This is a genomic window from Paraburkholderia sp. MM5477-R1 (genome assembly GCF_050436385.1).
In the GTDB taxonomy this organism is placed as follows: Bacteria; Pseudomonadota; Gammaproteobacteria; order Burkholderiales; family Burkholderiaceae; genus Paraburkholderia; species Paraburkholderia tuberum.
This window is the reverse complement of the sequence record NZ_JBNDMC010000005.1, coordinates 368,028-380,587: the sequence shown is the minus strand read 5'-3', so window position 1 is coordinate 380,587 and position 12,560 is coordinate 368,028. Positions and strand designations below refer to the sequence as shown.

The 12,560-nt window shown below is 62.0% G+C and carries 11 protein-coding genes and 4 pseudogenes; 7 read left to right on the top strand and 8 right to left on the bottom strand.

The window, feature by feature from the left end:
- The first annotated feature begins 22 nt into the window (after positions 1 to 22).
- The 3 genes from OKW35_RS14090 (at position 23) to OKW35_RS14080 (ending at position 2,776) form a co-directional block, all read left to right on the top strand.
- Positions 23 to 1,030, top strand: a complete 1,008-nt coding sequence (locus OKW35_RS14090) for a CobW family GTP-binding protein (RefSeq protein ID WP_429552337.1) — start codon at positions 23 to 25, stop codon at positions 1,028 to 1,030.
- Positions 1,031 to 1,133: 103 nt separating this feature from the next.
- Entirely contained in the window at positions 1,134 to 2,324 is a 1,191-nt protein-coding gene (zigA, locus tag OKW35_RS14085) for a zinc metallochaperone GTPase ZigA (protein WP_090811193.1), read from the top strand.
- Between the two features lie 113 nt (positions 2,325 to 2,437).
- A complete protein-coding gene (locus OKW35_RS14080; RefSeq protein ID WP_429552336.1) occupies positions 2,438 to 2,776 on the top strand; it encodes a hypothetical protein in 339 nt (112 codons plus the stop codon).
- A gap of 232 nt (positions 2,777 to 3,008) precedes the next feature.
- On the opposite strand, the gene OKW35_RS14075 is transcribed toward OKW35_RS14080, so the two are convergent.
- A complete protein-coding gene (locus tag OKW35_RS14075; RefSeq protein ID WP_429552335.1) occupies positions 3,009 to 3,344 on the bottom strand; it encodes an ArsR/SmtB family transcription factor in 336 nt (111 codons plus the stop codon).
- A 662-nt stretch (positions 3,345 to 4,006) separates the two neighbouring features.
- Here OKW35_RS14075 and OKW35_RS14070 point away from each other — a divergent pair.
- Both OKW35_RS14070 and OKW35_RS14065 read left to right on the top strand, forming a co-directional pair.
- Positions 4,007 to 4,282, top strand: coding sequence for a metal/formaldehyde-sensitive transcriptional repressor (locus OKW35_RS14070; RefSeq protein WP_429552334.1), 276 nt, complete (start codon positions 4,007 to 4,009; stop codon positions 4,280 to 4,282).
- An 8-nt stretch (positions 4,283 to 4,290) separates the two neighbouring features.
- Positions 4,291 to 4,833 (top strand): annotated as a pseudogene (locus OKW35_RS14065) (cation diffusion facilitator family transporter); the annotation flags it as partial.
- A gap of 332 nt (positions 4,834 to 5,165) precedes the next feature.
- Here OKW35_RS14065 and OKW35_RS14060 read toward each other — a convergent pair.
- The 5 genes from OKW35_RS14060 to OKW35_RS14040 all read right to left on the bottom strand — a co-directional run bounded on the left by OKW35_RS14060 (position 5,166) and on the right by OKW35_RS14040 (position 8,879).
- Complete coding sequence (locus tag OKW35_RS14060; RefSeq protein WP_090811184.1) at positions 5,166 to 5,768, bottom strand: SCO family protein; 603 nt, start codon at positions 5,766 to 5,768, stop codon at positions 5,166 to 5,168.
- Positions 5,769 to 5,974: 206 nt separating this feature from the next.
- On the bottom strand, positions 5,975 to 6,337 hold the full coding sequence (locus OKW35_RS14055; RefSeq protein WP_429552333.1) for a DUF1016 N-terminal domain-containing protein: 363 nt from the start codon (positions 6,335 to 6,337) through the stop codon (positions 5,975 to 5,977).
- A gap of 254 nt (positions 6,338 to 6,591) precedes the next feature.
- Positions 6,592 to 7,503 carry a hypothetical protein gene (locus OKW35_RS14050; RefSeq protein WP_184056614.1) on the bottom strand — a complete coding sequence of 304 codons (912 nt, stop codon included), beginning with the start codon at positions 7,501 to 7,503 and terminating at the stop codon, positions 6,592 to 6,594.
- A gap of 5 nt (positions 7,504 to 7,508) precedes the next feature.
- Positions 7,509 to 7,721, bottom strand: a complete 213-nt coding sequence (locus OKW35_RS14045) for a hypothetical protein (protein WP_429552332.1) — start codon at positions 7,719 to 7,721, stop codon at positions 7,509 to 7,511.
- Positions 7,722 to 7,745: 24 nt separating this feature from the next.
- The gene (locus OKW35_RS14040; RefSeq protein WP_409259256.1) at positions 7,746 to 8,879 is read right to left on the bottom strand and encodes a DNA-binding protein; all 1,134 of its coding nucleotides are present in this window, start codon (positions 8,877 to 8,879) and stop codon (positions 7,746 to 7,748) included.
- Between OKW35_RS14040 and OKW35_RS14035 the strand changes: the two are divergent.
- Positions 8,764 to 9,183: pseudogene (locus tag OKW35_RS14035) on the top strand (tyrosine-type recombinase/integrase); the annotation flags it as partial. The gene OKW35_RS14040 and the pseudogene OKW35_RS14035 sit on opposite strands and share 116 nt — an antisense overlap.
- Positions 9,184 to 9,406: 223 nt before the next feature.
- Here the strand turns inward: OKW35_RS14035 and OKW35_RS14030 are convergent.
- A complete protein-coding gene (locus OKW35_RS14030) occupies positions 9,407 to 11,404 on the bottom strand; it encodes a PhoX family protein (RefSeq protein ID WP_429552331.1) in 1,998 nt (665 codons plus the stop codon).
- 182 nt (positions 11,405 to 11,586) lie between these two features.
- A pseudogene (locus OKW35_RS14025) lies at positions 11,587 to 11,946 on the bottom strand (hypothetical protein); the annotation flags it as partial.
- Here OKW35_RS14025 and OKW35_RS14020 point away from each other — a divergent pair.
- A pseudogene (locus OKW35_RS14020) lies at positions 11,915 to 12,499 on the top strand (MBL fold metallo-hydrolase); the annotation flags it as partial. The pseudogenes OKW35_RS14025 and OKW35_RS14020 overlap by 32 nt on opposite strands.
- Positions 12,500 to 12,560: the final 61 nt, after the last annotated feature.

Genomic DNA, 12,560 nt, shown 5'->3' with positions numbered 1-12,560 from the left:
GTGCCGCTCACAGGAGAATGCAATGCAAGATGCAACCGGCTTCCAGCGTATCCCGACGACCATCCTGACCGGCTTCCTCGGCGCCGGAAAAACGACCTTGCTCAACCGCATCCTGACCGAGCATCACGGCGGACGCGTTGCGGTCATCGAAAACGAGTTCGGCGAAGCGGGCATCGACAACGAATTGCTGGTGCAGGACGGTAACGAGCAGATTGTCGAAATGAACAATGGCTGTATCTGTTGTACGGTGCGTGGCGACCTGGTGCGCATTCTTTCGACGCTCGCCGCGCGACGGGAGACAGGAGAACTCGCGTTCGAGCGGGTCATCATCGAGACAACGGGACTTGCCGATCCGGCGCCCGTCGCGCAAACGTTCTTTGTTGACGATGTCGTGCAGGAGAAATACCTGCTCGACGCCATCGTGACGGTGGTCGACGCACGGCATGGCGGCGAGCAGCTCGACGAACATCACGAAGCGCAGGAGCAGGTCGGATTCGCGGACCGTATCCTCGTATCCAAGGTGGACCTCGTTGGCGAAGAGCAGGCGCAGCAACTGATGCGCCGGTTGCGGCAGATGAACCCGCGCGCGACGATCAGGCCGGCACATTTTGGCGAGACGGACCTGAAGCAACTGCTCGACATCCGCAGCTTCAGTCTGGATGCCATTGTCGACATCGAGCCCGATTTCCTTGAAGACGTTTCGCACGAGCATGACGACGACGTGACGTCCTTCGTCTACCGCACTACTGCGCCTCTGGATCGGGACAAGCTCGAGGCGTTCTTCAGCGCCACGGTGGCGATCCATGGTGCCGCGATGCTGCGCTACAAGGGTGTGCTGAACCTGGCGGGTGTCGACCGTCGCGCAGTGTTCCAGGGCGTACATATGATTTTTGGCGCGGATATCGGTAAGTCCTGGGGCGCGAATGAAACGCGCGAAACCCGGATTGTTTTCATCGGCAAACAGTTGCCACATGATCTTTTCAAGGCGGGCCTCGACAACTGTATGGTTGGCGAAGTCCTGCAGAACTGACACGAAGGATCGCGCCTGCTTGCCGCGCACCCGCCTCGGCCAGCAGGCTGGCCGTGTCGATTCATGCGATCTTCTTCACCACGTTTGAGGCTCCACTTTTCCCATGCACAAGCTCCCCGTCACCGTACTGTCCGGCTTTCTCGGCGCAGGCAAGACCTCGCTCCTGAACCACGTCCTGAATAACCGCGAAGGCAAGCGGGTGGCCGTAATCGTGAACGATATGTCGGAAGTCAACATCGACGCTCAGCTGATTCGTGACGGCGGCAGCCAGCTCTCGCACATCGACGAAAAGCTCGTCGAAATGAGCAACGGTTGCATTTGCTGCACATTGCGCGAGGACCTGCTGATCGAGATCCAGCGGCTCGCGCGGGAGAAGCGCTTCGACTATCTGCTGATCGAATCCACGGGCATATCCGAGCCCTTGCCGGTGGCGGAAACCTTCACGTTTCGCGACGAACAAGGTCACAGCCTCTCGGATATCTCTCGCCTGGACACGATGGTGACGGTCGTCGACGCCTATAACTTTGTGCGCGACTACGGTTCCCACGACTTCCTGGCGGATCGCGGCGAAACGATGGGCGGGGAAGACCGCCGCACCGTGGTCGATCTGCTGACCGAGCAGATCGAGTTCTGCGACGTGATCGTGCTGAACAAGACGGACCTTGTGAGCGCAAGCGAGTTGGAGTTGCTCAAAGGCGTGCTGCGGGTGCTGAACGCCCGCGCGAAGATCGTCGAAAGCCGCTTTGGCCAGGTGCCGATCGGGCAGGTCCTCGATACCGGCCTGTTCGACTTCGAAGCCGCTGCGCAAGCGCCTGGGTGGCTCAAGGAGATGCGCGGCGAACACATTCCCGAAAGCGAACAATATGGCATCACCAGCTTCGTCTACCGCGCGCGCCGTCCGTTTCATCCGCAGCGTTTCTTCGACTGGATTCAGAGCGAGTGGCCGGGCGTCGTGCGCTCGAAGGGGTACTTCTGGCTGGCCTCACGCAACCATGCGGTCGGCGAATGGTCGCAAGCCGGCGCGGTCTCGCGTCACGGACGCGCCGGGACCTGGTGGGCGGCCGTGCCCAGGCACGCCTGGCCGCAGGAGCCCGAAGCACAGGCTATCATCCGAAGCCGCTGGCATGAGCGTTTCGGGGATCGTCAACAGGAGCTGGTCCTGATCGGCACCGGAATGGACGAGGCAGCCTTGCGCGCGTCCTTTGATGCCTGCCTACTAAGCGAGGACGAACTGGCCCGTGATGAAGTCGAGTGGCACAAATTTACCGACCCGTTCCCTGAGTGGACGCAGTAAGGTGTGTCCACCCAGGCAGTAACCTGGCACCAGGCATACTCAATCGTATTGAGGTACTTCGCCTGCCTGGCGCCGGGCACTCAGGCGAGCTCAACCGGGCCGTGGTCGTCGCAATGATCGCCGTGCGGATGGTGCAGGTGGCCGTTGACCAGGTAGTCGACGTGATCGCCATGCGGTACCGCTTCGTGGCCGCATGCCGGCCCGTGGACATGTCCCGACTCATGACCGCCGCAGTTGGAAGTACATTGATCCGGATTTTTTGCGCTCACCTCCAGCCGGTGTTCGTCCACGTGATCGCCATGGGGATGGTGCAGGTGACCATCGTGCAGATAGTCAGTGTGATCGCCATGCCTGATCGCAGTGTGTCCGCAGTTCGGACCATGCTGATGGTCATGATGGGCATGATGCGGTTCGTTGCAGGTGCTCATAGCAGTGCTCCTCGACTCACGTGATAGTGAACGCATGACGTGGGCTTCGCGGCGTGCCCCCAATGGGCAAGGGTTAATCCGGGCAGATGTTAAGCGATCCTCCTTACGCACGCCGAAGTCAACGCCCTTTGTTTCCGTCTAGATGATGCCATACCCCCCGATGAAGTAAACGCGTCTGTGCTTTAATTAACCGGCGCGGTGGGTTCGATAGCCGGAAAACATCGGGGCTTGCCTTGCAGGTCAGCCGCAAAACGCGTCATTCCTCCTTCGGTGACTCATCAAATTCGGACGGCGGATGCTCACACTCGTGTTCAGCCATGTCGCTGATGACAAGCTTTACGTGCTCGTCAGTTGCTACACAGAAAATCTGTTTTCCGCACCGATCGGCGCGCAGCACCCGGGCTGCTCGCAAAAGCCGCAGGTGATGGCTGACGAGCGTTTGCGCCAGGCCATATCTTGCCGCGATGTAGGAAACGCACATCGGCACGCGAAGGCATGCTGCAATTATTTTCAGGCGGGTCGGATCGCCGATCTGCCGGAACATCTCTACCGGTTCCGCGACCTGGTCGTCGGTCAACTCGGATGCCTGCATTTTTGCATTCCAAAGAGTCGCGTCGCCAATAGATGACGCACCGCCGCATGCACGGAAATACCACGGTTGCCCGTCTCCTGCCAGGGGCCAGCGGGATATCGAAGTCGACCAATAGTTCTCGACACATTAACGTGGACGGCACCCAGGCGCGACGAAAAGGCTATGTACGAAGGGTCGAATTGGGCGATTAGCTATCCGCAACCGAGCGATGGCGGCTGCACCTTCAAGGTAGCCCTTTCGATCGGAGCCAGGTCGAACGACCGCGACGGGTTCGCGTAGCGTCGCTCGCAGCATCTGAAGCACGCGGCGCATATTCTTATCACACGATGCTGTGTCCGGCCAGAAGCAGCCGATCACGTCAGGAAAACGTATGCCTGCTTCTTCCTGGTGACCGGACGCCAAAGCGGCACGAGCCAATCGCAATGATCGCGCGCCTGGCGCGTCCCGGTGGGACGGTGACGCCCTATCGCGTATCGTGGATTCGCTTGCACGTGCCGTCCTCGCGCAAACAAAGTCCATCCATAAAGGCCGCTGCCCGAAAGGCGAAGCCGGGTCTAATGCAGTCAAATTCTTTCAATTCGCCTTCGTTCACCGGGGGAGAATTAGCATATCCCTCCACCCTATCTGGCATATACGCTCCTGCGGTATATCGGAGGTCATTCATGAGCCACACCATTCGTGAGAAACAGAAGCTTCTCAACCGGGTCCGCCGCATCAAGGGGCAAGTGGAAGCCATCGAGCGGGCGCTTGAGGCAGAGCGTGGATGCATCGACGTCCTGCAGCAGATAACCAGTTGTCGCGGCGCGATGAATGGCCTGCTGGCGGTAGTGCTCGAGGAGCATATCCGCACGCATCTCGTCGATGCCGAAATCCACAAAGAGCCGGCCGGCAGCGCGACTGACCAGCTCATCGAAGTCGTTCACAGCTATTTCAAGTAGAGCAGCACATGAGTGATTTCAAAGACTCGGCGTTCGGCGCAGGACACGACCACCTCTTTCTGGGCGCGGCTCACGAGCAGAACGAGCGCAGGACCTCGGCGGTCGTTGCGCTGTGCAGCGCGATGACGCTGATTGAAATCATCGGCGGCAATGTGTTTGGCTCACTGGCGCTTGTTGCAGACGGTCTGCACCTGTCGACGCACGCTGGAGCAATGCTGATTGCAGCCCTCGCGTACACATACGCGCGTAAGCATGCTGCCGACCCCCGCTTCGTTTTCGGTACTGGCAAGCTTGGCGATCCCGTGGGCTTCACGAGTGCCATCGTACTTGCCATGATCGCAGTGCTGATTGGGTACGAGGCCGTGTCGCGCTTTCTGTCGCCAGTATCGATTCATTTCGGCGAAGCGATTCTCATCCCGGTGGTAGGCCTGTCGGTCAACCTGGCGAGCGGGTAGCTGCTCGGCGACCATCACGGGCATGGTTACGAAGACGAGGCGCAGAAGATCTTCGCTCGGTCCGGTGTGTTTGCCGTTTCCATCTTCGAAGATGGCATCATGCGGTGCTCCAGCGCTTTAAGGGGTTGTCCCATGTCACGGTCGAGGTCCAGCCTGCTCAAGCGGTGGCGTGATCCACGATGCTACCGGCGCCACACACTTGTATGCCAGGAAACCTTGCGTTGAGCGTGCATAGGGATTCTGGTCGTAGCCGGTTATTGACCAGCTGAACGCGGTGGTATGCGTGGAACTTCGGGCGGCGACAACAAGCGCTCCTCCGGGCGAATCTGGCCGGAATCTCCGACGTACGTCCGACTCTATCTGTTGAAAACACCGTGGGTGCGCGGGCTCGTTCGCGGCCTCTTCAGCACCGTCGCGGGCGCCTGTCGTCAGGTCTCGTCGGCCAATTGACGCAGATCGTGCACAAATGCGTCGACCGGATCGTCGTCCGCACCGATCAGGCGCGCGTGCCCTTTCGCATCGAATATGTAGATCGCCGAGCTATGGGTTACCTCGTATCCACCGTTCGCGCGGGGCTTGTCAGCCTGGTACGCGACGCGATAGCGTTGCGCGAGCGCCTTGATCGCGCTGTCGGAACCGGTCAGGCCGACGTCGTGCTTTGCGTCAAACGCATCGACATACGCATGCATCACTGCGGGCGTGTCCCGCGCCGGGTCGACACTCACGAACAGGACCTTCACATGCTGTGCGGCGCCGCCCAGTTGATGCGTCACTTGGGCCAGTTTGGCCAGCGTCTCCGGGCATACGTCCGGGCAATGCGTGTAGCCGAAGTAGACGAGTGTGACATCACCTGCCAGGTTCGCCTGGCTAATCTGCTTGCCGGCGTCGGAGGTCAGCGCGAAATCCAGATCGGGCAAATGCCCCTGGACATCCGTGAGCTTCCACGGCTCTTCATGGTGGCAGGCGGCAAGTGAAACAGAGAGCGTTGCGCCGACAACGAGACGCACACAGCGATCAAAGAATGGGGGCATGGATTGGTGCGGCATTGCCGTCGCAAAGATCAGGATTGGGAAGTACAGTCTATTGCGGAGAGCTTTCATTCGTCTGCCCGCGTAGTGCCTCATCCGCTTTACAACTCTCAACGACAAGTCTCCATTCGAGGGCCGTTGCGCCACAGGCCGCGTCACCCGAGAGCGCCGAAATGTCGCGCGTAAGGCGGGAAGCGAAGAGGGAATGCTTAAGGCTTCACCGGGTCGTCGATGTAGATCAGCGTCTTCAGGTGCGTCCAGCTCAATTCTCTCCGCACTGCGGAGACAATCGCTTCGTCGGCAAAAACCTCCGCAAGACGCATGCAGTGGCGCAACTGCTTGTCGCTCCAGCCGCGCCCGTATTCGGCGGTAAGCTGACGCGCCAACGATCCGATCACCTGTTGCCCGTACTCCGCGCGGGCGCCCCGCAATACCTCTGCCTCAATACGATGCCCCACCTGCCAGTACAGCAGTGTCAGTTCTGCATTGATCGCAACGGCGGCCCGTTCGCGCGCCGAATCGATCAGCTGTCGGACTTCGTCAAGCAAGGAGGAAGGCGTAAGGTCGTTCATACTTTCATGCTCAGGTGTGCGGCTACCGCCGCGTTAAAACTGCCCGCGGACGGCCCAATCTGTCTTCAAACCCGTCACCGGGGCTTGCGCCGGCGAGCGTCCGAATTGTCTCCGCAGTGCGGAGACAATTACGGATACCTGTTCGGCCTCGCGGCCGTCTCCTCGCCCGGGCGAACCGTCCGCCCCCGGGTCGCATCTCGCGAATGATTGCAGGACGACTGCCCGATGTGACCATTCGCGGCCTCGCTCACCGATCAACGGTGCTGCACTTTCCGTGTCGCCATGTAGGTGTCGAACAGGCCCGCATGCAGCCGGCTGAGCTCCTGGCGCAGCCCGATGAGTTCATGCTGGTCGCCTTCGTGCTCCCGGCGCCGGATCTCTCCGAGCAGGGCCGTCGCGCGCGATGCCGCCTGGTCACGCTGCACGCGCACCTCACCTAACCTGCCGGCGAGCGCCGGCTTCACCAACAGTAGCCATGCCGGGAACCAGGAATAGTCGTCGACCTCGCCGGTGCCAGGGAATTCGGCATCGAAGCGCCGGCGCAGCGCGTCCAGCGAAGCATCACCCAAGGTGGGCAACAACGCCACGAACCTCGCCGGCGCCAGCCACGCCAGTTGCGCGAGCAGCGGCCACGCCGCATCCAGGCCGGCCGCCCGGTAGCGTGCCTCGGTCATCCACGCAAGCGGTGCCGGGATGCGCGACCAGGACTCGATGGCTTCGACTGCTTCAATCGCAGCCGCCCCGTCGCCCGCCAAAAGCCACAGCGGCACGGCGTGACTGTCTGCGTCGGCGGTACGAAACGGTAGCGATTCAGCCCGCTGAGCAAGCGCTCGCCAGCACGGCGTGAGCCACGACTGAACATTCTGCGCGGGCAGCACCCGCCGGGCGGCAGGTACGACCTCGTCCTCGAGATGCCGGCGTGCGCTGGCCAGCGTCTCGTGATCTGAAAAGGGCGTGGGCGATCCGCGTTCCAGCTCACGAACCAGCACGCTCATCGCTGGGAGCGCGCCATCGTCCGGATATTCGCCGGCGAGCAGCTCCAGTGCCGTTCGCGCCGCCACCGCATCGCGCCGCTGCAGCGGCTCCAGCACGTCGTTACGCAACATGACATCACGGCTGTCGGCGAAAATGTCGAGCTGCTGAATGGTGGGCTGCTGCATGTTCATCCCGCTCAGAAGAGCTGATCGTGAAGAGCGGCCAGATTAGCCCACTTCATCGTGCTGCGGAAGGTGCTTCCGTCTTCGTGCACCGACTCGATGATCGCGCGCTGGCCGCTCGCTTCGGCGATCACGCGCACGGTCCGCTCGCCATGGCGCAACAGCGCGCCGATCGGCGGACAGACCGGGGCCTTCCGTCTCTTGCGCGGGCGGGTTCTATTTTCCATCCCTCTTTCCCCTCTTGCGGTGCACTACGGTCTTGCTGGCTGGCGCGGGCGTGACGCGCGGCGCGCGTGAAGGGCGTGTCGCCACCGGGCGCGCCGGGTGGAGGCGGACTTCGCACGGGCTGGACGGGCGTCGCGTGTATCCGCCTGCCGCAGTGCCGCCAGCTGTTGCTGCAGCGTGACGTTCGTGGCCAGCACGGCATCGAGCCGTCCCTGCAGCACGCCCGCCTGGTGACGCACGTCCCCGAGCTGCGCCTGCAGCGCCTCGACCGCCCGGTGATGGTCCGCCCCGCGACTGTCGGCCCGCTTCACCGCGGCATCGAGGTCCTTCCGCAGCTTCGCGGCCGCACCCCGCTCGCGGTCGATCTCCAGCAGCGCGCGCTTTTCCGATGCTCGCAGGCGCTCTTCGGCGCGTTCCGCGCTCTCGCGCAGCTTCTCGAGATCCCGCGAGAAACCTTCGCGCACCTTGTCCAGTTCACGGTCGCGCACGAGCGCCTCGGCCTTGAGCCGGACGACCTCGGCCTCGCACGCCTGCCGCGCCGCGTGGCCCTCGGTCTGCGCCTTTTCCAGTTCGCGCACCTCGACCTGCGCGGCAAGGAGCGTCGCCGTGCGCTGTTCGAGCGCGGTCTCGACGCGACCCAGTTCGTCGCGGGCAGCAACGACCGACCGTTGCGCCTCGACCTCGTCGCGCAGCGCGTCGAGCGCGGCTTCGGCAGAGGCGGTTGCGCGGGTCCAGAGCGCCGCGACCAGTTCGCCGGCAGCCGGCCCCAGATCGGCGGGCAGGTCGGGGTGTTCGATGCGCACCCGGCTCTTTTCGCGCAGTTCGGCCCAGAATTCACCGAGCACCTGGGTCGGCGTGCTCATGCTGCCGCGCTTGACCAGCTGGTAAAGCCGGTTCGCGGTCGGCGTGATCCCGAAGCGGAAGAACAGTAGCGCGCAGACTTCGCGGTACAGCTCGCGGGTCTTCGGGAATTCGCCTTTCAGGCGGTCGATTTCAGCCGAGAGGCGGGTTTCGTCGGGCAGGACGCCCCTCGATGCGCTTGAACTGTCCGCCGATCTCGACGGCCGCGATGGCAGCAACCGGGCGCGCGGGCATTCACAGATCGCCGCCCACGACGACCTGAATGCGGTCCGCGCATGGCTCGCGCGGGTCGCCGACAAAAAGACCACCTTCGAGAATTACCGCAAGGAAGCCGAACGGCTGCTGCTATGGGCGATCGTGCAACTGGGCAAGCCGCTGTCGTGGCTCACGCACGAAGACCTGCAACTCTTCCGGCAATTCCTGAAAGACCCGTTGCCGCACGCGCGCTGGGTCGCCGACGGCGGGCGCAAATACCCGCGCCATGATCCGCGCTGGCGGCCGTTCTACAGGACGCTCCGGCCGAGTAGCCAGTACCAGGCGATGGTGATCATCAACGCGCTGTTCGCGTGGCTCGTCGAAGCCGGCTATCTGGCTGGCAATCCGCCCCGTAGTCGCTGACTATCACCACGCAGTTGCCTGAATGCAGGGCTATGTCACAGTTCGAAGAGTGTCTTGCGAACACACAACTTTGCCTCCCGGCTCCAATAAAAAACCCCCTCCAGAGAGGGGGCGATGAACCGCTCGCGAACCGTGCTTTTCGTATCGGATCAACGCGCCATCAATTTCCCCACAATGAGACTTGCGAGGATCTCTGCGAGCCTTGCCGTCACACCAGCTTGATCGATGTCGGGTCTGCTGTCAGATAGCCGACCGACGCGCCGAAGCGATCCCTGTAATTCACGCGCACAAGCGGATCGAGCGTGTCCCTGAGCGCCTGCGTATGCTGGCTGCCCCAGTCGCCGGCATGCTGGAAGTTGCTCATGATGTAGGTCCAGCCGTTGAGTTCGTCGACCGCATGCAGACCGGTCGATTCGGCGCCGGCGGGTGTCGACAGCAGACGCGTGAGCTGCTTCGTGTCGACGTTGTACGCCCACAGGAAATTGTTCACGTGGTAGCCGCTGTCCTCGCCGATAAAGAGCGTGCGCAGCTTCTCCGAGAATTTCAGGTTGTCCGGGTTGGCGACCAACTCCGGGTCGGCCTTGTTGCCGAGCGCGTCGGCGGCGATGTCCCTGCCGACCAGCAGCGCGCTGGTGTGCACCGGCACCCACTCGCTGTTGATCGCGGCACCCTGGTTATCCTTCTGGCCGCCCGCGAGCTTGTGCTGAAGCACGCCGCCGGCGTTGATCGCGGCGTCGACGGAAATGTTGCTCTCCGCGTTCCAGCCCTTCGCGTTGCCCTTCACCATCGAGTCGACGATGTTCTGCAAAGCGGAGTACGCGATCTTGTCCTTGATGTTGACCGTCGTCCCTTCCATCTTCGTGAAGCCCATGCTGCCGCCCGCCAGGTAAGCGTAGCGATGGGTTTCGAGGAAAGCCGCAACCTTCTCCTTGCCCGGCATGATCCTGACCCACTGCGCGGTGCCACCGGCGAAGATCTTCCGGTAGTTAGCGTCGGCAGGATCGGTCCACTTGACGTCGATGACGTCCTGCGGCCGATTCGACTTCGCCATGGCCTCGACTTCCGCGCTCGTCGCGTGACCCAGCCTGATCCACGTCAGGTCCGCGCCCGCCGCGGCCGGATCGACCGAGAAGCCCGCGCCCACTTTCGCCACATACAACGTGCCGGCCGACAGGTCCTTCTCGTTGTCCGCCACGAACATGAAGAGGCCGCTGTTGGTCGCGTCGTCGCCCATCAGGACCGTGCGGTTGTCCGGCATCACCTGCACCAGTTCGTGCGAAATGCGCCCGAGGCAATAGTGCTTTCTGACCGAGCCGGTGCCATCCGCCTTGACCGTGATTTCCGGCAGATGACCATAGAGATACGGGTTGAAAGCAATGTTCGTGTTGCCGTACAGGTTATCGTTGAACGCCTTGTACTGCGCCAGATTGCTCGAGCTGGCCGTGAACGCATCCGGCTCGTATTCCTCGCTCGACAGATGCGTGTTCCACGGCGACAGGCTCGCGCCGCAAGTGATCCACAGTCCATTCGCGGGCGACGTGTCGACGTTGTGATACTTGACGAGCGTCAACTTGCCGGTGGCCGGATCCTGATCAAGCGTCAGCACCGCGATCGGCGACGGGAGGCGGCCATACATGTCACTGCCGGACTGCGAGCGCGTCGTGTATTCGAACTGGACCACAGCGAACACCGTGTTGCCCTTTACGCCGGCGACCTTCGCGCCATCGATCTTCAGCAGCGACGTACCGTCCGGCGAGTCCGAAAAGAACTGGCGCCGTTGCGCGGGCACCGAATCGTCGTCGATCGGCTGGTTGTTGATGTCGAAGTACCCGCCTGCCAGCACGGTGCCGCCGTTGCCGTCCGGGACCAGATCGCCGGTCATGAAGAACGGCCGGTACGCGAGTTTGTAAGTCTTTTGGGAGCCGTCGGAATACGAAACCGTCAGGCCTGAGCCGACCGTGGTGGTTGCCATCAGCGACGGATTGGCGAGCGACGGCGCCGGCATGCTGGTGAAAGACGCCGAAGTGAAGTTCGCGACCGGGGTGGCAGGCGTAGTAGGCGTGGCGGAATTGGCCGACGGAGTCGCCAGATCGCCGCCGCAAGCGGTCAGCATCGACGCCGTGGCGATGCCGCCTAGCGGCAGCATCGGCGCACCGGCAAGTAGTTTCAGGGCCTTGCGGCGGGAAATGTCGAACGGCTCTGCCATGTTGTCGTGATCCAGGGTTCGGGTAGCGTGGGTGAATGCACAGCCGGCACGCAGTCAGCCCGAAACCACATGGTTCACGCTCGCGCCGCTATGACGCGAGGATTCTATGAAGTGAATATGAAAGTATATTGACAGGCTTTAGTAATTTTTGAATCACCCTGGTCAGCCGGCCTGCCCCGCCTCTAGCCCGGGCGGCGAAATTCGTTTTCGACCCAGGCCACGGCGCTCGCCTCGCTGAGCTTGAAGCTGGGCGCGACCTGCACTTGCGCCAACTGCTCGCCGAAGGTGTCGAGCGCGGTCAGCAGCGCGTACGGTTCGATGTCGTCCGCAACGATGTCCAGCGTGATGTCGAGCTCGTCGTTACCGTCCGCGCTCGCCACCCGCACTTCTTTATGGAGTTGCGCACGCAGTTGCTGCTCATGGCGGCGCAGGACTTCTGAGGCGGTCTTCACCAGCGTGTTGAACGCCGACGTGTCGAGGGGTTTCGGATCCTTCTTGTTGCGGCCCATCTTATCGCTTGCTGGCGTCGAACCATCGGAGATCGACACAATCCTGCTCACACACGCCCATCCCGACCGTGTCGGAGGACTAGTGGACACAGCCGGACAAGTTACCTTTCCGAATGCGGAACTTGTTGCTCATCAGCGAGAGGTCGAATTTTGGCAGGATGACGGAAATCTAAGCCGTGCCAGCGAGCGTGCCCGCGGTAATTTCCTGATAGCCCGTCAAGTGTTCGATGGCTACCGCGACAAGCTCCGTACTTTCGACGAGGGCGAAGTGCTGCCCGGTATCAGAGCGATGCCGCTACCGGGACACACAGATGGACACTCCGGATATCTTCTCGAATCCCATGATCAGGGCCTGCTTGTTTGGGGAGATATTGTTCATTTTCCTCACATCCAGATTAAACGGCCAGACGTATCGATTGCATTCGATGAAGACCCTTCCCTGGCAGCCACCACACGTTCACGGCTTCTGGACCTGGTCAGCTCGGAGGGACTTTTGATCGCCGGTATGCATTTGGGGGAACTCGGCTTCGCGCGAACAAAGCGAACGAGCGGAAGCTACGGTCTGCTTTACGAGACCGAAGCATGAGGCCGCGAACAGAAGCAACCATGACTGATACCGGTCCGGCACTCTGCACTGGACCAACGAC